Origin of the sequence: Seohaeicola sp. (assembly GCF_048006315.1) — a bacterium.
Lineage (GTDB): Bacteria > Pseudomonadota > Alphaproteobacteria > Rhodobacterales > Rhodobacteraceae > Seohaeicola.
This window is the reverse complement of record NZ_CP180350.1, coordinates 380,258-398,674: the sequence shown is the minus strand read 5'-3', so window position 1 is coordinate 398,674 and position 18,417 is coordinate 380,258. Positions and strand designations below refer to the sequence as shown.

The window sequence follows — 18,417 nt, the reverse complement described above, 5'->3', positions numbered from 1 at the left end:
CATCAGCCATCCTCCATGTGCAACAGCAGACCCATGGCCAGCATGACCGATGAGACCGGAGGGGCCCAGGCGGCCAGCATGATCGGGATCTGCCCGTTCTCGCCCATGATCTGCGCGAAGTTGCGGATGTAGAACAGCGTGAAACCCAGCATCACCGCCGACAACACCGCGATGCCGGTGCCCCCGGCGCGGGCATGGCGCATGGTGAAGGCCGCGCCCAGCAGCACCATGGCGGTCAGAAACAGCGGGCGGGCCAGCTCCATCTGGAACCACACCAGGTGACGGCGCGCCGAAAATCCGGCCTTTTCCAGTTCGGCCACATAGTCGGGCAGATCCCAGATCGAGATCGCATCAGGCTTGCCGAAACTGTCGCGGATCCGCTCCTGCGTCAGGTCCGAGGGAATGGACAGCGTCGCGTGGGTCTCGGCCAGGGCCTCGGGGTTCTGGTCCAGCCCGAGGGGCCAGACCTTGACGTCACGGGCCTGCCAGGCCCCCGGTGTCAACGCGGCTTCCGCCGCCTCGATCCGCTTGACCGGCCCGCCCTCGGGCGCGTAGCTGAGAAAGGTCACATTGTAGAACACCGTGCCGGTCTGGTTGGCGCGCGTGGCGCGGATCACCGTCTGCCCTTCGGTCCCGCCCTGGCGCAGCCACAGCCCCTCGCGCGAGATCGACAGCACATCGGTGACACCCGATCGGTAGCCTTCGAACAGGCTGGAGTAGCGCTTGGACGTCGCCGCCACCAGCGGGTTGAGCATGGCCACCGCCAGCGCGCCGATCAGAAGGGCCACGATCACCGGCGCCAGAAGCGCGCGCAGCCCCGATCGGCCCGAGGCCCGCGTCACCACGAGTTCGCTGCTGCGCGCAAGGCTTAGAAACAGCGCGATGGTCGACAGGATCATCACCAGCGGCAGGATATCGCTGATCGCGCGCGGCATGTTCAGAAGGGTCAGCTGCGCGATGCGGCCAAAGCCGATCCCGTCCAGGGCGAAGCGGCGCAGTTGTTCGACAAGATCGATCAGCGCCAGCAGCAGGAAGAACACCGTCAGGATGCCCAGAAAGGTCGTCAGGAAGCGGCGCGCGAAATAGCGGTGCAGGATCATGCCGTGGCCCCCGCCGCGTCCGGGGGCGTCGCGGCCCGGCGGCGACGCGGCCGCGCGCTCCAGGCCAGCAGGGCCGCCGCCATCAGCAGGCCCCCCAGCGATGGCGCATAGACCAGTGGCCAGAGTTCGGGATTGGTCCGAACCGGATCGGTGACCAGCCCTTCGATCAGCTTGACAAGCACCAGCAGGACCTGCGCGCCCACGATCTGCTTCCAGACGCCGAAGCGCGAAAACCCGCCCACCAGCAGCGCCGAAAACCCGATCAGCGCCGCCGCCAGCGCCATCAGCGGCTGATTGAAGCGGCCGTGCAGTTCGTCCACGATCACCCCGAGGGACTGCCCGGTTTCGGCCGAGATCGCGTCAGGCGCCGTCAGCAGCTCCCAGCTGCCGACATGGCGCACCTCTCGCACATGGCCGCGCGGCGAGGACAAGAGCCCGCTGATGTCATAGGTGAAATCGGCGAAATGGGTGGTGAAAAGCCGCGAGGTTTCCGTGAAATAGGCCTGCGACAGCCCGTCCACCATCACAAGGCGCGTCCCCTTGTCGTCATTGACCAGAAAGGCCTCGCTGGCGGTATAGGTCATGGCCCGGTCCGCCCGGCTGCGATCCGACAGATAGACATCGCGCAGTGCCCCCTCGGGGGTGATTTCGCGGATATAGAAGGTGATCCCGGCCGAAGGGTGCAGGAATGTGCCCTCGGTCAGCAGCTTGGCGGTGACGTTCTGCGACAGCTCGGATTCGCGCTTCTTCATCTCTTCCTGCGAGGCGGGAACCAGCAGATGGGTCAGCACCGCCATCATCAGCGCGACGATCCCGCCATAGATCGCGACGGGCCGCGCCAGCCGCCATGGGCTGAAACCCGTGGCCTGCATCACGACCAGTTCGCTTTCGTTACTCAGCCGGTTGGTGACATAGACCGCGCCCGCGAAGGCCGCGACCGGCAGCACAAGGCGGATCACGTTCGGCAGGGTCAGAAGCGAGAATTCGACAAACACCATCGCGGACTGGCCATCGCCGACCAGCCTGTCGAACAGCCGAACCGCCTGGTTGATCCAGTAGATCGATACAAGGATCAGGGCGAAGAAGCCGAACAGGACCATCATTTGCGACAGCAGGTATCTGTCGAATCTTGCCACTCGTTTCCCCCGGAAGTCCCGTCATGAACAGGGTGACCCTACAGGATGTGACAGAGGTGGAAAACTGCTATCTGGTCAAGCCGGCGGCGCGCCGCTAGGGTGACGCTCCAGCATCGTTTCGCCCCCTTTTCGCCTGCAGGAGATATCCCCATGACAGCCCCCGTGACACTGACCGCCGCCGCAACCGATCTGGTGACACTGGAAACGCTGGAAGGGCGCATCGCGCTGCTGGTCGACACGGCCGAGGCGCTGGATATGTCCGTGCGCAAGGTCAACCGGCTGACCAAGGGCGCCCTGAACCGGATGCTGACCTCGGAGGCTTTCGGCAAGCTCAAGCCGGGCGAGACGATGTCGCTGGCCTTTCCCGCAGGCATGGCGGCGGATGCGGTGGACGTGGTGCACCTGCCCAAACGGGCCGATGCCGCCCAGGCCCGCAAGGCGGGCGTGGCGCTTGGCAAGCTCAAGGGCAAGGCCGCCGTCACGGTGATGGCCGGATCGAACCGCCACGCGGCGCAGATCGGCATGGGCCTGGCCCTGCGCGCCTATGCCTATGACGCGATGAAGTCGAAGCCTGCGACCGATGCACCGGCCACCCCCGGCGCCGTGACCCTGATGGTCAGCAAACCCGCCGAGGTCGAGGCGGCGCTGGTCCCCATGCGCGCGGCGGTCGAAGGCGTGTTCCTGACACGCGACCTGATCAGCGCGCCCGCCAATATCCTGACCACCACCAGCTTTGCCGATCGCCTGCTGGAGCTGCGCGATCTGGGCGTCGAGGTCGAGGTGCTGGAAGAGGCGGATCTGGAAAAGCTTGGCATGGGCAGCCTTCTGTCCGTGGGCCATGGCAGCGAAAGCCCCTCGAAGGTCGTGGTGATGCAGTGGAAGGGCGGGGACAAGGACGCGGCTCCGCTTGCGCTGATCGGCAAGGGCGTGGTCTTCGATACCGGCGGATACAGCCTCAAGCCTGCGGGCGGCATGGAGGACATGACCATGGACATGGGCGGCGCGGGCGTGGTGGCGGGTGTCATGCACACGCTGGCGCGCCGCGGCGCAAAGGCAAATGTCGTGGGCCTTGTGGGTCTGGTCGAGAACATGATCTCGGGCCGCTCCACCCGGCCCGGTGACGTGGTGCGCGCAATGAAGGGCGACACGATCGAGGTGATCAACACCGATGCCGAGGGGCGGCTGGTTCTGGCCGATGTGCTTTGGTACGCGCAGGAACGCTTCAAGCCTGCGGGCATGGTGGATCTGGCCACGCTGACCGGGGCGATCATCATCGCGCTGGGGCATGAAAAGGCCGGTGTCTTCGCCAATGATGACAGCCTGTGCAACGCGGTTCTGAAAGCCGCCGAGGCCGAGGGCGAAGGTGCATGGCGCATGCCGCTGGGGCCGGCCTATGACGCCAAGCTGAAATCGCCGATCGCCGACATGAAGAACGTGGGCGGGCGTGATGCCGGCGCGATCACCGCCGCGCAATTCCTGCAGCGTTTCGTGCAGGAGGGCACGCCCTGGGTCCATCTGGACATCGCCGGTGTCGCCAGCGTCAAGGAAGACACGGCCCATGCGCCCAAGGGGGCCAGCGGCTGGGGCGTGATGACGCTGAACCGGCTGGTGGCCGACCGGTTCGAGGGTTGACAGGGGGGCGGCACGGATGGGCGCGGCCTATTTCTATCACCTGACGCGCAACCCGCTCGAGGTGGCCTTGCCCCAGCTTCTGGGCCGCGCCTTGCAGGCCGGATGGCGTGTCGCGGTGCGCGGGCGCAGCGCCGAACGGATGGGCTGGCTGGATCAGCAATTGTGGCTGGGTGCGCCTGACGGGTTCCTGCCGCACGGGCTTGGCGGCGGGCCGCATGACGCCGCGCAACCCGTGTTGCTGATCACCGGGCCGGAGGCCGCGAATGATCCTGCCTGCCTGATGACCGTGGACGGGGCCGATCTGACACCGGACGAGGTGCGGCGGCTGGAACGGGTCTGCGTGATCTTCGACGGCAACAACCCGGACGCGCTGCAGGTTGCGCGCGCGCAATGGAAGGCGCTGACCGATGCGGGCTGTGCCGCGCAATACTGGTCCGAGGAATCGGGGCGCTGGGAAAAGAAGGCCGAGCGCGGCGGCTGAGGCAGCCCTGGCAAGATGGATATTTCTGGCAAGAAGAAACAGGCGCGTCTAGCGCGTCAGGATCAGCGCGCCCTGCCGGATCTCGACCGACGAGAAACGTTGCAGATAGGTCATGCCCAGCAGCAACTCGCGCATCTCGCCCTCGTTCACGAAGGCGCGCAGGCCGCGATCCTCGATCCCGCCAAGACGGATGCTGTCCAGCCGCACCGGCGCGGTGCGCACCGGGCCATTTGCGGTCATGGCGCTGCCGATGAAGGCCAGATTGGCCGGATCAAGCCCCGCGCGCTCAGCGTCCTGCCGGCTGAGGTAGATGTCGCTGGCGCCGGTATCGACCAGGAACCGGATATCTGCCCCGTTCACCTGCACGGTCATGTAGTAATGCCCGTCAGGGGCACGCGGCAGTTCGATCCGCCCCTCCGAGGAGATGACCGATTGCGTCGGGCGCACGGTCTGGCGGATGTCGGACCACAGGCCGAAGGCTGCGATCACGCCGAGGAACAGCAGCCCCCAGACCAGCGCCTGCTGCATGGTCTTGCCCAGCGACTGGCGGTTCTGCACCACGAACCAGAAGACGATCACCGCGCCCAGCAGGATCAGATAGGTCAATCTGCCCAGATCGTTGCCGTCCATGCAGCACCTCCTTTGTCATGGGTGATATAGGTGCGCCGCGCGCGCCTGCAATCAGGCGGCAAAGCCGAAATCGCGCAGGCCATCCAGCACGAATTGCACCGACAGCGCCGCCAGCAGCATCCCCAGCAACCGCGTCACCACATTGATGCCCACGCGTCCCAGGGCGCGTTCGAACAGCGAGGCGGACAGGAACAGAAGCATCACGATCGCCAGCACCGCCAGCATGACACCTGTGATCGTGGCCAGCCCCGCAAGGCCGGGCTGCTGCCCCGCGAGCAGGATCATGGACGCAATGGCACCGGGGCCTGCGATCAGGGGAATCGCGAGGGGGAAGACCGAAGGGTCGGGGCGATCCTCGCCGGTCTGGTCCTGGCGACGCTTGGCGCGGCGCTCGAACAGCATGTCGAGGGCGGTCAGGAACAGAAGGATGCCGCCTGCGATGCGGAAGGCGGGCATCGAGATGCCGACAAAACCCAGAACGGCCTCACCTGCCGCCGCGAACAGCAGCAACAGGAGCGCGGCCACCAGCACGGCGCGCAAGCCGATGGCGCGGCGCTCGCGGGTGCTCAGGCCTTGTGTCAGGGCCACGAAAAGCGGCACCAGGCCGATCGGATCGATGATCACGAACAGGGTGACGAAGGCGCTGATCAGAAAGGTCGTATCCATCCCGCACCCTAGTCGCACCAAGCCCTTCGCGGCAAGCCGCGGCAGCCCGGTTGTGGAGATAACCCGACAGGATGTGGCGGCTCGTCTGACGGGCGGCTGCGGGCTGCGTTCTTGGGCGTGACCTCTGCCGAAATTGCTGCTAAGGCCGGGTCACCGGCTCGCGCCTGCACCGGCGATTTTCATATGAGACATCCCTTGAGACAGCGCAAGATACCGCACCAGCGCACTGACACCCTTGGTGGTGCCATGCCTTGCCCCAAGGGACGAGCTTGCGCGCAAATGCTTTTGATCAATCCGGGGAGTGTTCCGTCATGACGGACAGGAACGAAGAGCAGGCGGGTACGCCTGCACCGCGCCGCCATGTCGTGCTGCTGGTCATGGCCATGGTCTTCGTGCTGGATGTCGTGATGCGTCCGATGATGCCCACGAACGAGACGCGCTACCTGGGGGTCGCCTGGGAAATGCTGACCGGGCCTCACTGGTTGGTGCCGTTCCAGAATGGCGTGCCCTACAGTCACAAGCCGCCGCTGCTGTTCTGGCTGATCAACCTGGTCTGGTTGCCCGGCATCAGTGAATATGCCGCGCGTCTTGTCGCGCCGGCCCTGTCCATTCTGGCGCTTTGGCTGACGGGGCGTCTGGCGGACCGCATGCGCCCGGGTGGCCAGTTCGGCAATGCCGCCATCGTGATCCTTGGCACGATGGTGCCCTTCTACTTTTTCGGGGGCGAAACCAATTTCGACGGTATCCTGATGCTGGCCATGGTGACATGTGCCGCCGCCCTCTGGCGGATCGGCATGACGCCCGCGCCGCGCCTGTCGCACTGGCTGGCCTTCGGCGTTGCATTGGGGTTCGGCGTCTATGCCAAGGGCCCCGTGATCTTCGTGCATGCCCTGCCGCTGGTGCTGGCCATGCGCTGGTGGGCGGGGCCGGGCCGCTTCAGTGTGACCGGCCTGCTGGCGGCCTTGCTTGTGGCGCTTGGCCTCGTCGCCCTATGGCTTGTGCCCGCCTTCATCACGGGGGATGCCACCTACCGCGAAGAGATCCTCTGGACCCAGAGCGCGGGGCGCGTCGTGAACAGTTTCGCCCATGCCGAACCCTGGTGGTTCTATGGCGCCGTTCTGCCGATGCTGCTGTTTCCCTGGATCGCGATCCCCGGTTTCTGGCGGTCCCGGCCACTGGACGATGTCGAGAAATTCGCCCTTGCCTGGTTCCTGGGGCCCTTCATCCTGTTCAGCCTGATCAGCGGCAAACAGCCCGATTATCTTCTGCCGGCGATGCCCGCGGCCGCTCTGCTGCTGGCCAATCGCTGGCCCCTGCGCCGCGGCCGACCCTGGATCGTGGCGGCGGTGCTGGTCGGGGTGATGGCGGTGGTCCTGGCGCTGCCGACGGGGGTTTTGGGCCAGCAGGTTTCAGACTTTCTCGATCTTCCGCTTGCCTTTGTCATCCTCGTGCCACTCGTGCTTGCGCTGGCGGTCCTGATGCGGTGGCCGGGGCTGGTCTGGCTGACAGTGCCCGCCCTGGCGCTGGCGCTGAACACGGCCTATTTCATCGGCCCCGCAGGCAAGATCATGTCCCCCAAGGAGATCGCGGGGATCATCGCGGAACGTGATGGAAGTGTCGGCTATGCCGGATCCGACTATCGCGGGGATTTCCATTTCGCGGGTCGTTTGCAGGCGCCGCTGACGCTGCTGCCGGACGATGCCGCGATTGACGCCTTCGTGCAGGCCAACCCCGAAGGGCTGATCGTCGGGCGGATCGACCAGGCCACAAGGCCCGACTGGGCGCCGCAGCACACCATCCGCTACCGCAAGAGGGATACTTGGGCCGTCTGGAACATCGAGGACAAGGGCCGCTGATCCGCTTGGAGGGGAGTGTCCCATGATGGGACAGTTTTCGATGTATGGGATTTCAACGGGTTGCGTGGAGGCGTTGGGAGAAAATTGACGATCGGGGGCGGATGACATCTGCACCTGAGAGTTTTCCAGCCTTCCGGTGGAATGTCTTGGAACATCCAGGATGGGACGCAAGCTGCCCTTAGCAATTTGCCCCCCCCCGCGCGGAATCAAGGCGCGGTACGCGCCGCCGCGCGATCGCCGACCCGCCCCCTGGGGCGGCGATTTTGCGACTGTTGTGAGATGAACTGAGGCTCGAAGACCGGGCGGGGATAAAGCCCGCTGAATGGGCGTTGCATCGCCACCCCGCGGGTCGGCGATCGCGCGGCTTGGGGCGAGGTTGCGGCGGCGATTTTGCGAGGGTTGCGGACTTACGAGGGTTGCGGACTTAACAGAGGGCCGAAGACCGGGCGGGGATAAAGCGCGCCGAATGGGCGTTGCATCGCCACCCCGCTGGTCGGCGCGCGCGCGGGGGGATGAAAGGCCGGGCTTACGCCTCGGCCTTTTCCAGTTTTTCCAGCGCGGTCATCCACATGCCTTCGGCACGTTCCAGCGCCTCGCGCAGTTCGGCGTATTTCTTCTGCCAGACGACCAGCTCGTCCTTGCGCTCGTCGTAAAGGGTGGGATCGGCCAGCTTCTTGGCCAGCTTGTCGCCCATCTCGTTGAGCTTGTTCACCCGCTCTTCGCATTTGCGCACATCGGCGCGCAGGGCCATGATCTGGTCGCGGCTGGGCTTGGGCGCGGCTTCCTTGGGCTTGTCCTTGGCCTTCGCGGGGGCATCGGATTGCAGCAGCATTTTCCGATAGGTTTCAAGGTCTTCCTCATAGGGTCGCACGGTCCCGTCCGAGACAAGCCACAGCCGGTCCGCGACCATCGACAGAAGATGCATGTCGTGGCTGACAAGGATCACGGCGCCGGAATAGGCGGTCAGCGCCTCGACCAGCGCCTCGCGGCTTTCGATGTCGAGGTGGTTTGTCGGCTCGTCGAGGATCAGCAGATGCGGCGCGGGCAGGGTGGCAAGGAGCAGCGACAGGCGGGCCTTCTGCCCCCCTGACAGGCGTCCCACCTCGGTCTCGGCCTGCGCGGCGCCAAGGCCGAAGCCTGCCAGACGCGCGCGCAGCTTGGCCTGACCTTCCGCGGGGCGTTCGCGCAGCAGGTGTTGCAGCGGCGTTTCCTCGATGCGCAGTTCATCCACCTGGTGTTGCGCGAAAAAGCCGATGCGCAGCTTGCTGGATTGCGTGGTCTTGCCGCCCATCGCGGCCAGACGGCCGGACAGCAGTTTCGACAGCGTCGATTTGCCCTGACCGTTCTTGCCCAGAAGGGCGATCCGGTCATCCTGATCGATACGCAGGTTGAGGTTGCGCAACACGACCGTGTCGCCATAGCCCACGCTGCCATTCTCGATCGAGATGATAGGGGGCGACAGCTCCTCAGGCTCGGGGAAGGAAAAGACCGTACGCGCGGCATCTTCGGGCGCGCGGATGGTTTCCATCTTTTCCAGCATCTTGACGCGCGATTGCGCCTGCTTGGCCTTGCTGGCCTTGGCCTTGAACCGGTCCACGAAGCTTTGCAGATGGGCGCGGCGGGCGTCCTGTTTCTTGGCGGCGGCGGTCAGGATCGCGCGTTGGGCGGCGCGCTGGCGGGCGAACTGGTCATAGTTGCCCGAGTAATAGGTCAGCTTGCGGTCTTCGAGATGCAGGATGCCGCCCACGGCGCGGTTCAGCAGCTCGCGATCATGGCTGATGATCAGCACGGTATGCGGATATTTGACGAGGTAGTTTTCCAGCCAGAGCGCACCCTCGAGGTCGAGATAGTTGGTCGGTTCGTCCAGCAGCAGGTAATCGGGCTGCGAGAAAAGCACCGCCGCCAGCGCGACGCGCATCCGCCAGCCGCCCGAGAAGGCCGAGCAGGGCATCAGCTGTTCAGCGGCGTCAAAGCCCAGGCCCCGCAGGATGGATGAGGCGCGCGCCTCGGCCGACCAGGCGTCGATATCGGCAAGGCGTGTCTGCACCTCGCCGATGCGGGCGGGATCGGTCGCGGTTTCGGCCTCGGCCAGCAGTTGGGCGCGTTCGGTATCAGCAGCCAGCACCGTGTCCAGCAACGACACTTCGTTGCCGGGCACCTCTTGCGCGACACCGCCGATACGGGCGCGGGCGGGCAGGGATATCGTGCCGCCTTCCAGGGGCAGTTCGCCCCGGATCAGCTTGAACAGCGTGGTTTTGCCCGCGCCATTGCGGCCGATCAGGCCAACCTTGTGACCTGTCGGGATGGTGGCCGAAGCGGCCTCGAAAAGCGGGCGGCCTTCGATGTTGAAGGTAAGATCGGTGATGCGTAACATGGGCGGAGCGATGAACCAGCGCCCCGCCCGTGTCAATGTCGATCAGGCGAAAATCGCCTATTTCATCAGGGTTTCGACACCATCGACCGGGTAACTGCGATAGGCGATGGCCGGGCTGTCGCCGTCCAATGCGAAGACATAGACGTGAAAGGCATCCGCGTTCACCGTGGCGCGGCAGAAAACGTCATCTGCGGCGGCGCCGGCCAGGTCCATGTCGGCCGGGCAGGCGGCCAGGTCGATATGGGGGACGGAGACTTCGAAGACCGCGTAGGTCAGCGGGATCGGCGCGGGCGCATCGGCCAGCGCCGGGCCGAGGGACAGCGCGATGAGGGCCGGGGCAAGCAGGGGCTTCAGAAACATAGTGTCATCCTTGGATTGTGTGTTGTTCTGGCTTGCACGGCTGGCTGCGCAAAGACTTACTAAAACGCTCAGAAATAACAACCCCTCATCCGGGCCCATCGGCCTTTTGCGGCAGATATCCCCTTTCACCCCGGAAAACCCCGTGTTAGAGGCAGCGCAATTTTCAACACAAGCAAGGGAGTGAGCCTCATGGCCATTCAGCGCACCTTTTCCATCATCAAGCCCGACGCCACCAAGCGTAACCTGACCGGCGCGATCAACGCCAAGATCGAAGCCGCTGGCCTGCGCATCGTCGCGCAGAAGCGCATCCACATGACCAAGGCACAGGCCGGTCAGTTCTATGCCGTGCACGCTGCGCGCCCCTTCTATGACGAACTGTGCGAGTTCATGGCCTCCGAGCCGGTCGTCGTGCAGGTTCTGGAAGGCGAAGACGCCATCGCCACCTATCGCGGCGTGATGGGCGCCACCGATCCGGCAGAAGCCGCCGAAGGCACCATCCGCAAGGATTTCGCGATCTCCAAGGGCGAGAACTCGGTCCACGGGTCGGACGCGCCGGAAACCGCTGCGGAAGAAATCGCCTATTTCTTCGCAGGTCTGGAACTGGTCGGCTGATCCATTCGTCTTGTGACGGACTAGAGGGGGTGCCGGATGGCGCCCCCTTTTTCTTTGCTCAGCGCCGCGCAAGCCTGTCCGGGGTCACGACCCCCAGGGCATCCAGCACCGCCTCGAGGTGGCGCAGATCGGTGTCGTCATGGGTGGCCTTCAGCGCGTCGAAGCGAACGCGCAGCGCTGCTTTCTCGGCGCCCTTGCAGTCGTTCCAGGGGCGGCCCTGCAAGGCCATGACCAGCACGTAATACCCGATGAAATGCGGTCGCACCCCGGCGGCGATCATCCGGCCATAGGCGGCATCGGGGCCAAGGGGGCGCAGATCCTCGGCGCTGTGGATGCCCGCGCGCGCCAGATCCCGCGCGAAGGCGGGGCCGATATTGGGAATCGTGGTAACAGATGTGGACATGGCGCAACTGTGCCAGTGCGCGACCGCGCTGTCACCATCGGCGCACCTGAGGTGGGGCTGTCAGATACTGGCGAAATCCGTGAAAACCGGGTCGCGCCCTGTGGCGGCACCCGATGACGCCGTGACGGGCGCCGGGGTCGGCTGCGGTGCGGCTTGCGGTTTCGGTGTTGCAGATTGCGCCATGATCTTGTCCTGCCAGAGCCCCTGACGGTCCGATCTGGGCCAGAGGGATGAAAACTTGTTAACAAAAGCAGGATGACGCAACAAAAGGGCGCCGCCGTGTCTGCATTGTGGCAGAAACATGGCGACGCCCGATGGGTCGTGCAGGTGGGGTCAGGCCCCGATCACGCCTTTTCGGCGGCGGTCACGATGATCTCGACGCGGTATTTCGGGGCTGCCAGCTTGGCCTCGCCGGTGGCGCGGGCCGGGGTGTGACCCTGGGGCACCCAGCCATCCCAGACGGCGTTCATTTCGGCGAAATCGGCCATGTCGGCCAGCCAGATGATGGTCTGCAGGATATGGGTCTTGTCGCTGCCGGCCTTGGCCAGCAACTCGTCCACCTGGCGCAGGCAATCGGCGGTCTGTTCCGCGACGGTGGCGCCTTCGCCGACCTGACCGGCCAGGTAGATGGTGCCGTTGTGCTTGACGATCGCGCTCATGCGCGGGCCGGTTCCGATACGTTCGATCATGGGCTGTCCTTTCGTTGGGGCGGTGGTTGCGCCCGCCCGTGGGGCGCGCGCCTGATCTTGCGGATAGCCGCGCGGGGCAAGCTGTGCAAGGGCCTGCGACAAGCGCCCTGGCTAGAATGGCACCGGTGTCAGGGCGGGCTTGCCATCCAGCACCGCGCGGATATTGGCGCGTTGCATTTCCCCCATCCGGGTGCGGGTCTCGATGGTGGCGGTGGCGATATGGGGCAGGGGCAGAACATCCGGGCGCGTCACAAGGCGCGGATCGGGGCGCGGTTCGTTGCGAAAGACATCAAGACCCGCGCCACGGATCCCGCCCGCGTCAAGGGCCGCCAGCAGCGCGCCCTCGTCCACGACGCTGCCGCGCGACAGGTTGATCAGATGCCCGTCCGCCCCCAGCGCCGCCAGAACGCCCGCGTCGATCAGGTTCTCGGTTTCCGGGCCGCCCACGACCGTGACGAAAAGATCATCGACCGCCGTGGCCAGCGACAGGGCATTGTCGTGAAACTGCCAGCCCTGCGGCGTGTCCTTTGGGCTGCGGGCGCTGTAATGGACCTCGCATTTGAAGGCGGCCAGCCTGTCTGCCAATTCGCGCCCGATGCGGCCCAGCCCCATGATGCCCACGCGCCGCCCGGTGGCCTTGCGCGCCAGTGGAGGCCCGCCATTGGCCCAATCGCCGCTGCGGACATTGGCGATGCCGCGCTCGACCTCGCGCAGCAGCCCCAGCCAGATGGCGACACCCAGATCGGCCACGTCGTCATTCAGCACGTCGGGGGTATTGGTCACGGTGATGCCCCGCGCGGCGGCGGCGGCAAGGTCCACGGCCTCGTAGCCCACGCCGTAGCGGGCGATCAGCTTGAGGTTGGGCAGCTTGTCCATCTGGGCGGGGCCCAGCGCCTCGTGGCTTTTGCAGGCCATGGCGATCACGGCGTCCCGCGCCGCTTGCGGCAGGCTGTCCAGATCGGCCAGCGCGGGCAGTTCCGGCCCGCCGAATTCGGCGCGCAGGGCCTGCGCGTCCATGGCGGCATAGGTGCCGATGCTGAGAACCTCGGTCATATGGGCTGTTCCTTATCCGCGTCCGATGAAGGGCATGGTCGTGGGCATGACTGTCAGGAACTGCACATTGGCGCCATCGGGCAGGCTGGCCATGTGCAACACGCTGTCGGCCACGACAGAGACATCGATCATCGCCTCGGGACGGATCGCGCCATCGGCCTGCATCACCCCCTTGGCCATGCGGTCGGCCATCCCGGACATGGCATTGCCGATGTCGATCTGCCCGCAGGCGATCCCGAAGGGGCGCCCGTCAAGCGACAGGGCGCGTGTCATGCCGGTGACCGCGTGTTTTGCGGCCGTGTAGGCGATGGTGCCGGGGCGCGGCGCATGGGCGCTGATCGAGCCGTTGTTGATGATGCGCCCGCCCTGCGGTTCCTGCGCGCGCATCCGGGCAAAGGCCGCGCGGGCGCAAAGGAACACGCCCGTCACGTTCACATCCAGCACCGCGCGGAAATCATCGGGCGCGATCAGGTCCGGCGTGTCCGCCCCAAGGTTGCGGCCCGCGTTGTTGAACAGCACGTCGATCCGGCCCCAGGTCTGCATGACGGTGTCGAAGGCGGCATTCACCGCCGCCTCGTCCGTCACGTCACAGGGCAGGACAAGGGCGTTTGCATGCCCTTCGGCACTGTCGGTCAGCGCCGCGGCGCGCCGGCCCAGCAGGGCCACGCGCCAGCCCTGCGCCAGCGCCAGGCGCGCCGTGGCGCGGCCGATGCCGCTGCCGGCACCGGTGACGATGATGGTGCGCGCGGTCATGCGGGCATCGGGATCGGGCCCATGTCGCTGGGCACCTGGTAGCCGCGCTGCACGGCGGGGCGTGCGGCCACCTGGCGATACCAGCGCAGGACATTGGGGAAGGCGGTCAGGTCGATCTCGTGCCAGTCATGGCGCGCGGCCCAGGGAAAGATCGCCATGTCGGCGATGGAATAGTCGCCCGCGACATATTCGTGATCGGCCAGTTGCCGGTCGAGCACGCCGTAAAGGCGCTTGGCTTCCTTGGCGAAGCGTTCCTCGGCGGGTTGCGACAGGCCGCGATTGAACTTGAGGAAGACATGCGCCTGTCCCAGCATCGGGCCAAAGCCGCCCATCTGCCACATCAGCCATTGCATCACGGCGGCGCGGGCCTTGACCTCGGTGGGCAGGAATTTCCCGTATGTCTCGGCCAGGTAGATCATGATCGCACCGGATTCGAACTGGCTGACGCCGGTGTCGTGATCCACGATGGCTGGGATCTTGTTGTTGGGCGAGATCTTGAGGAAATCGGGGGCGAACTGTTCATCCTTGCCGATGTTCACCGCGTGGGCGGCATAGGGCAGGCCAAGTTCCTCCAGCAGGATCGAGACCTTGCGCCCGTTGGGGGTGGTCCATGTGTAGAGATCGATCATCAGGCTATCCTTTCCAGGGGGCGGCTGGGGGTGTCGTGCATGGCGATCACCTTGCCGGGGTTCATCAGGTTGTCCGGGTCGATCGCGGCCTTGATCGTGCGGCAGAGCGCGAGGGCCACGCGATCCTTGTAGAGCGGAAGCTCGTCCCGCTTGGCAAGGCCGATGCCGTGTTCGGCCGAGATCGAGCCGCCCATCCCGGCCACAAGGTCATGCACGATGCGGTTGAAGGCGTCGTAATGGGCCAGGAAATCGGCATCCGTCATGGTCGCGGGGCGGGTCAGGTTGAAATGGATATTGCCGTCGCCGAAATGGCCGAAGGGGCAGGGGCGCACATCGGGCATATGCGTCCGGCAGGCCGCGATGCCACGGGTGATGAATTCCGCCACCCGCGAGACGGGCACAGCCACGTCATGCTTGATCGAGGCACCGGCGTGTTTCTGCATGTCGGACATGGCTTCGCGCAAGGACCAGAGCGCCTGCGACTGGGTCTGCGACGTGGCGATGACCGCATCGGGGATCAGCCCGTCCTCCATCGCCTGCGCCAGCGCGCGTTCCATGCGCGCCTCGAGCCCGGCGCCGGGGTCGGGCGAGGTGAGTTCGATCAGCACATAGGCCGGATGCGGGTCCGCCAGCGGATCGCGCGCGCCGGGCAGGTGATCCAGCACCATCTGGATGCCGAAACGTTCGATGTATTCGAAGGCGCCAAGGCTGTCGCCGCAGCGGGCGCGCAGGATGTCGAAGATCGCCAGCGCCTGTTCGGGCCCCGCGCAGGCGGCCATGGCCGTTACGGTCGCGGCGGGGCGCGGGAACAGACGCAGCACGGCCGCGGTGATGATGCCCAGCGTGCCTTCGGCCCCGATCATCAGGTCGCGCAGCGCGTAGCCCGTGTTGTCCTTGCGCAGCGCGCTGAGGGTGTTCAGCACCTCGCCCGAAGGCAGAACCGCCTCGATGCCCAGCACAAGGTCGCGCGTGGTGCCATAGCGCAGCACTGCGGTGCCGCCCGCGTTGGTCGACAGGTTCCCGCCGATCTGGCAGGTCCCTTGCGAGGCGAGCGACAGCGGGAAAAGCTGGCCCGCGTCATCGGCGGCCGTCTGGATCGCGGCAAGGGTGCAGCCCGCCTCGACCGTGAGGGTGGCGTTCAGTGGATCGACCGCGCGGATCCGGTTCATCCGGCCCATGGCGATCACCACGGCCCCGTCAGGCACGCCGCCGCCGACCAACCCAGTGTTGCCGCCCTGGGGCACCATGGGCACGCGCGCGGCATGGCAGAGGCGGACCACGGCGGATACCTCATCGGTGCTGGCGGGGCGCACCACGGCCAGCGCATGACCCTTCCAGCGGCCGCGATCCTCGACCTCGTGCGGGGCAAGGCGCGCGGGATCGGTCCAGACATGGGCATCCCCCACCGCCGCGCGCAGATCCGCCAGAAGATCGGCGGGCAGGGTCATGCCTTGACGCCGGCGGCAGCGCGCAGCTTGGCGATGGTTGTGCGCGAGGTGATCTGTTCGGGATCGGTCACCAGTTCCAGCACCGCAGGCCGCCCCGAGGCGCGGGCGCGCTCCAGCGCCGGGCCGAAATCGGCGGTGGCGGTCACGCGTTCGGCATGGCAGCCATAGCCTTCGGCCATGCGCACGAAATCATGGGTCTTGAGTTCCGTGCCCGACACCCGCAGCGGGTGGTCGCGTTCCTGGTGCATGCGGATCGTGCCATACATGCCGTTGTTGAACAAAAGCACGATGGGCGTGGCCCCGTATTGCGCGGCGACCGTCAGTTCCTGCCCGCTCATCATGAAGCCGCCATCGCCCACCATCGACAACACCAGCCGCCCCGGATTGAGCAGGCTTGCAGCCACGGCGGCGGGCACCGAATACCCCATGGAGCCGCAGGTCGATCCGATCTCGCGTCCCGGTCGGCCAAAGCGCAGGAACCGCTGCGCCCAGCCGGTGTGATTGCCCGCGTCCAGCGTGATGACCGTGTCGGCGAGCAGCGCATCGCGGATATCGCAAAGCGCCTGTCCCATGTCCAGCGCCCAGCCGCCATCGGCGGGACGGGCGGTATCGGCCATGTATTCGCCGCGCAGCGTGGCGCACCAGTCGCCCCATTTGTTCTGCCGGGCCAGATCGACACCGCCCAGCGCCAGCGCCAGTCCCTCCATATCGGCGGCAATCCCCAGTTCGGGACCATAGACGCGGCCGATCTCGTCGGGGTCGGGATGCACATGGATCAGGCGTTGCCGTGTCTCGGGCGGGGTCAGGTTGGTATAGCCCTTCGTGGTCATCTCGCCCAGGCGCGCGCCCAGGACCAGCACCATGTCGGCCTCGGCCATGCGTTTGTGCAGCGCTGCTGCGGTGGCGGTGCCGAACTCGCCCACGTAGCTGTCCGAGCGGTTGTCGATCGCGTCCTGACGCCGGAACGACGTGGTCACCGGCAGGCGGTTGCCTTCGGCAAAGCGACGGATGGCATCCGCTGCGGCATCGGTCCAGCCAGAGCCGCCCAGCAGCAGCATCGGGCGTTCGGCCTGCGCCAGAAGATCGGTGATCTGCGTCACCTGCGCTGGCGTCACCTGCGCGCGGGTGACGCTGTAGGGGCGCGCATCCGCGACGGTGACGGCTGTGGTCAGCATGTCCTCGGGCAGGGCCAGAACCACCGGGCCGGGGCGGCCCGATGTGGCCACGCGAAAGGCGCGGGCCATGTATTCGGGCACCCGTTCGGGGCTGTCGATCTGGGCCACCCATTTGGCAAGGCCGCCGAACATCTGCTTGTAATCGACCTCCTGGAACGCCTCGCGGTCGATCATGTCGCGCCCGACCTGGCCGATCAGCAGGATCATCGGCGTGCTGTCCTGCTGGGCGATATGCACCCCGATGCAGGCATGGCAGGCGCCGGGGCCGCGCGTGACCATGGCGATGCCGGGCTTGCCGGTCAGCTTGCCGTAAGCCTCGGCCATGTTGGCGGCGCCGGCCTCGTGGCGGGCATTTATGAGGGTGAAGCGGTCAGAAACATCGTGCAGCGCATCCAGCACCTCGAGATAGCTTTCGCCCGGCACGCAGAAGGCGGTATCGGCCCCATGCACGAGAAGCTGATCCACAAGAACCTTGCCCGCCGTGCGCGCCGTTGAAGTATTGGCCTGTGTCATCGCCCGCTCCTTGCTGTTCTTGTCCCTGTCTCGCCCGAACGGCTTGGGGTTGTCAATAATGTTTACAACATGCACCGGGATGTGCATGCTGCATCCCGGAGAGAGGAGACCAGCCGGAAATGCCCATGTTCGTTACAGCCAGACCTGTCCGTATCGGGTGTTCGCGATGACACCGCCCGGCAAATCCGAGGATCCGCTGCTGAACGCCACGATCCGCAAGCGCGAGACGCTGGCCGACCAGATCTATGGCCGCATTCTTGAACTGATCGCCTCGGGGCAGCTGGCCGAAGGCGACAAGCTGCCGTCCGAGCATCAGATCAGCGAAAGGTTCGAGGTGTCGCGCCCCGTGGTGCGCGAAGCGCTGGCGCGGTTGCGCGATGACGGGATCGTGGCGGCGCAGCACGGGGTGGGCAGTTTCGTACGCCGCCGCCCGCCACAGGGCCTGATCGAACATGCGCGCGCCGATGACGTGGCGGGGTTGATGCGCTGCATGGAGGCGCGCCTGTCGCTTGAGGCCGCCGCCGCCCGCCATGCCGCCCTGCGCGCCACCCCGCGCGACATCGAACGGATCGAGGCGGCGCTGGATCACATGGAACACACGATGCGCGCCCGCAAACCCGTGCGCGAGGCCGATTTCGATTTTCACATGGCCGTGGCCGAAGCCAGCGGCAACGAAATTTTCTGCGACATGCTGAACGCGACGCGCGGTCTGATGCTGCAGGCCATCGGGGTGGCGCAACAATTGACCAGCGCGGGCAGCGAGGCGCGGATCGAGGCGGTTCTGGACGAACACCGCCAGATCCTCGAGGCGATCCGCAGCCGCGACGCCGAGGGCGCGGAACTGCTGATGAGCTATCATCTGGTCCAGGCCCGCCGCCGCGTCACCGATCAGGAGCGGCGGGCATGA

Annotated in this window: 19 protein-coding genes; 5 read left to right on the top strand and 14 right to left on the bottom strand. The window is 66.1% G+C overall.

All coding sequences use genetic code 11. The features are described 5' to 3' along the window. Window positions 1-2 precede the first annotated feature (2 nt). Together lptG and lptF are read right to left on the bottom strand one after the other, a co-directional pair. Window positions 3-1,100 carry an LPS export ABC transporter permease LptG gene (gene lptG, locus ACMUJL_RS02070; protein ID WP_375570798.1) on the bottom strand — a complete coding sequence of 366 codons (1,098 nt, stop codon included), beginning with the start codon at window positions 1,098-1,100 and terminating at the stop codon, window positions 3-5. Next, window positions 1,097-2,236, bottom strand: coding sequence for an LPS export ABC transporter permease LptF (gene lptF, locus ACMUJL_RS02065; RefSeq protein WP_375570800.1), 1,140 nt, complete (start codon window positions 2,234-2,236; stop codon window positions 1,097-1,099). The genes lptG and lptF overlap by 4 nt, the downstream gene beginning before the upstream one ends. A 150-nt stretch (window positions 2,237-2,386) precedes the next feature. On the opposite strand from lptF, the gene ACMUJL_RS02060 reads away from it, so the two are divergent. Together ACMUJL_RS02060 and ACMUJL_RS02055 are read left to right on the top strand one after the other, a co-directional pair. After that, window positions 2,387-3,868, top strand: a complete 1,482-nt coding sequence (locus tag ACMUJL_RS02060) for a leucyl aminopeptidase (RefSeq protein WP_375570802.1) — start codon at window positions 2,387-2,389, stop codon at window positions 3,866-3,868. 16 nt (window positions 3,869-3,884) lie between these two features. Further along, a complete protein-coding gene (locus tag ACMUJL_RS02055; RefSeq protein WP_068294969.1) occupies window positions 3,885-4,349 on the top strand; it encodes a DNA polymerase III subunit chi in 465 nt (154 codons plus the stop codon). 48 nt (window positions 4,350-4,397) lie between these two features. Here the strand turns inward: ACMUJL_RS02055 and ACMUJL_RS02050 are convergent, their stop codons facing one another. After that, window positions 4,398-4,979, bottom strand: a complete 582-nt coding sequence (locus ACMUJL_RS02050; RefSeq protein WP_375570804.1) for a retropepsin-like aspartic protease family protein — start codon at window positions 4,977-4,979, stop codon at window positions 4,398-4,400. Window positions 4,980-5,030: 51 nt separating this feature from the next. Beyond that, window positions 5,031-5,645 (bottom strand): MarC family protein, encoded by a 615-nt coding sequence (locus ACMUJL_RS02045; RefSeq protein ID WP_068294975.1) that lies wholly within the window; start codon window positions 5,643-5,645, stop codon window positions 5,031-5,033. 311 nt (window positions 5,646-5,956) lie between these two features. Between ACMUJL_RS02045 and ACMUJL_RS02040 the strand changes: the two genes are divergently transcribed. After that, complete coding sequence (locus tag ACMUJL_RS02040) at window positions 5,957-7,501, top strand: ArnT family glycosyltransferase (protein ID WP_375570806.1); 1,545 nt, start codon at window positions 5,957-5,959, stop codon at window positions 7,499-7,501. A 526-nt stretch (window positions 7,502-8,027) separates the two neighbouring features. Here ACMUJL_RS02040 and abc-f read toward each other — a convergent pair. Both abc-f and ACMUJL_RS02030 read right to left on the bottom strand, forming a co-directional pair. Beyond that, entirely contained in the window at window positions 8,028-9,875 is a 1,848-nt protein-coding gene (gene abc-f / locus ACMUJL_RS02035; protein ID WP_375570808.1) for a ribosomal protection-like ABC-F family protein, read from the bottom strand. Between the two features lie 57 nt (window positions 9,876-9,932). Beyond that, window positions 9,933-10,235 carry a hypothetical protein gene (locus tag ACMUJL_RS02030; RefSeq protein ID WP_068294978.1) on the bottom strand — a complete coding sequence of 101 codons (303 nt, stop codon included), beginning with the start codon at window positions 10,233-10,235 and terminating at the stop codon, window positions 9,933-9,935. Between the two features lie 189 nt (window positions 10,236-10,424). On the opposite strand from ACMUJL_RS02030, the gene ndk reads away from it, so the two are divergent. After that, window positions 10,425-10,847 carry a nucleoside-diphosphate kinase gene (gene ndk / locus ACMUJL_RS02025; RefSeq protein ID WP_068294979.1) on the top strand — a complete coding sequence of 141 codons (423 nt, stop codon included), beginning with the start codon at window positions 10,425-10,427 and terminating at the stop codon, window positions 10,845-10,847. Window positions 10,848-10,905: 58 nt separating this feature from the next. Here ndk and ACMUJL_RS02020 read toward each other — a convergent pair whose 3' ends face one another. The 8 genes from ACMUJL_RS02020 to ACMUJL_RS01985 form a co-directional block, all read right to left on the bottom strand. After that, the gene (locus tag ACMUJL_RS02020; RefSeq protein WP_375570809.1) at window positions 10,906-11,250 is read right to left on the bottom strand and encodes a TfoX/Sxy family protein; all 345 of its coding nucleotides are present in this window, start codon (window positions 11,248-11,250) and stop codon (window positions 10,906-10,908) included. 60 nt (window positions 11,251-11,310) lie between these two features. After that, entirely contained in the window at window positions 11,311-11,433 is a 123-nt protein-coding gene (locus ACMUJL_RS02015) for a hypothetical protein (protein WP_375570810.1), read from the bottom strand. A 161-nt stretch (window positions 11,434-11,594) separates the two neighbouring features. Continuing rightward, complete coding sequence (locus ACMUJL_RS02010; RefSeq protein WP_068294989.1) at window positions 11,595-11,939, bottom strand: RidA family protein; 345 nt, start codon at window positions 11,937-11,939, stop codon at window positions 11,595-11,597. 111 nt (window positions 11,940-12,050) lie between these two features. After that, complete coding sequence (locus ACMUJL_RS02005; RefSeq protein WP_375570812.1) at window positions 12,051-12,992, bottom strand: 2-hydroxyacid dehydrogenase; 942 nt, start codon at window positions 12,990-12,992, stop codon at window positions 12,051-12,053. Between the two features lie 12 nt (window positions 12,993-13,004). Next, window positions 13,005-13,745, bottom strand: coding sequence for an SDR family oxidoreductase (locus tag ACMUJL_RS02000; protein WP_375570814.1), 741 nt, complete (start codon window positions 13,743-13,745; stop codon window positions 13,005-13,007). Then, window positions 13,742-14,374: a glutathione S-transferase N-terminal domain-containing protein gene (locus tag ACMUJL_RS01995; RefSeq protein WP_375570816.1), complete on the bottom strand. Its 633-nt coding sequence runs from the start codon at window positions 14,372-14,374 to the stop codon at window positions 13,742-13,744. The genes ACMUJL_RS02000 and ACMUJL_RS01995 overlap by 4 nt, the downstream gene beginning before the upstream one ends. Next, window positions 14,374-15,822: an FAD-binding oxidoreductase gene (locus tag ACMUJL_RS01990; RefSeq protein ID WP_375570818.1), complete on the bottom strand. Its 1,449-nt coding sequence runs from the start codon at window positions 15,820-15,822 to the stop codon at window positions 14,374-14,376. Before ACMUJL_RS01990 ends, ACMUJL_RS01995 begins: the two co-directional genes overlap by 1 nt. Continuing rightward, window positions 15,819-17,510 (bottom strand): thiamine pyrophosphate-binding protein, encoded by a 1,692-nt coding sequence (locus ACMUJL_RS01985; protein ID WP_375570820.1) that lies wholly within the window; start codon window positions 17,508-17,510, stop codon window positions 15,819-15,821. The genes ACMUJL_RS01990 and ACMUJL_RS01985 overlap by 4 nt, the downstream gene beginning before the upstream one ends. 166 nt (window positions 17,511-17,676) lie before the next feature. On the opposite strand from ACMUJL_RS01985, the gene ACMUJL_RS01980 reads away from it, so the two are divergent. After that, the gene (locus ACMUJL_RS01980) at window positions 17,677-18,417 is read left to right on the top strand and encodes a FadR/GntR family transcriptional regulator (RefSeq protein ID WP_068295291.1); all 741 of its coding nucleotides are present in this window, start codon (window positions 17,677-17,679) and stop codon (window positions 18,415-18,417) included.

Excerpts from the sequence above, each read along its gene's own strand:
- ACMUJL_RS02005 (WP_375570812.1), bottom strand. The coding sequence starts at position 12,992 with ATGACCGAGGTTCTCAGCATCGGCACCTATGCCGCCATGGACGCGCAG.
- ndk (WP_068294979.1), top strand. The coding sequence starts at position 10,425 with ATGGCCATTCAGCGCACCTTTTCCATCATCAAGCCCGACGCCACCAAG.
- ACMUJL_RS02060 (WP_375570802.1), top strand. The coding sequence starts at position 2,387 with ATGACAGCCCCCGTGACACTGACCGCCGCCGCAACCGATCTGGTGACA.
- abc-f (WP_375570808.1), bottom strand. The coding sequence starts at position 9,875 with ATGTTACGCATCACCGATCTTACCTTCAACATCGAAGGCCGCCCGCTT.
- ACMUJL_RS02045 (WP_068294975.1), bottom strand. The coding sequence starts at position 5,645 with ATGGATACGACCTTTCTGATCAGCGCCTTCGTCACCCTGTTCGTGATC.
- ACMUJL_RS01980 (WP_068295291.1), top strand. The coding sequence starts at position 17,677 with ATGACACCGCCCGGCAAATCCGAGGATCCGCTGCTGAACGCCACGATC.
- ACMUJL_RS02015 (WP_375570810.1), bottom strand. The coding sequence starts at position 11,433 with ATGGCGCAATCTGCAACACCGAAACCGCAAGCCGCACCGCAGCCGACC.
- ACMUJL_RS02050 (WP_375570804.1), bottom strand. The coding sequence starts at position 4,979 with ATGGACGGCAACGATCTGGGCAGATTGACCTATCTGATCCTGCTGGGC.
- ACMUJL_RS02000 (WP_375570814.1), bottom strand. The coding sequence starts at position 13,745 with ATGACCGCGCGCACCATCATCGTCACCGGTGCCGGCAGCGGCATCGGC.
- ACMUJL_RS02055 (WP_068294969.1), top strand. The coding sequence starts at position 3,885 with ATGGGCGCGGCCTATTTCTATCACCTGACGCGCAACCCGCTCGAGGTG.
- ACMUJL_RS02020 (WP_375570809.1), bottom strand. The coding sequence starts at position 11,250 with ATGTCCACATCTGTTACCACGATTCCCAATATCGGCCCCGCCTTCGCG.
- lptG (WP_375570798.1), bottom strand. The coding sequence starts at position 1,100 with ATGATCCTGCACCGCTATTTCGCGCGCCGCTTCCTGACGACCTTTCTG.
- ACMUJL_RS02010 (WP_068294989.1), bottom strand. The coding sequence starts at position 11,939 with ATGATCGAACGTATCGGAACCGGCCCGCGCATGAGCGCGATCGTCAAG.
- ACMUJL_RS02030 (WP_068294978.1), bottom strand. The coding sequence starts at position 10,235 with ATGTTTCTGAAGCCCCTGCTTGCCCCGGCCCTCATCGCGCTGTCCCTC.
- ACMUJL_RS01985 (WP_375570820.1), bottom strand. The coding sequence starts at position 17,510 with ATGACACAGGCCAATACTTCAACGGCGCGCACGGCGGGCAAGGTTCTT.
- ACMUJL_RS02040 (WP_375570806.1), top strand. The coding sequence starts at position 5,957 with ATGACGGACAGGAACGAAGAGCAGGCGGGTACGCCTGCACCGCGCCGC.
- ACMUJL_RS01995 (WP_375570816.1), bottom strand. The coding sequence starts at position 14,374 with ATGATCGATCTCTACACATGGACCACCCCCAACGGGCGCAAGGTCTCG.
- ACMUJL_RS01990 (WP_375570818.1), bottom strand. The coding sequence starts at position 15,822 with ATGACCCTGCCCGCCGATCTTCTGGCGGATCTGCGCGCGGCGGTGGGG.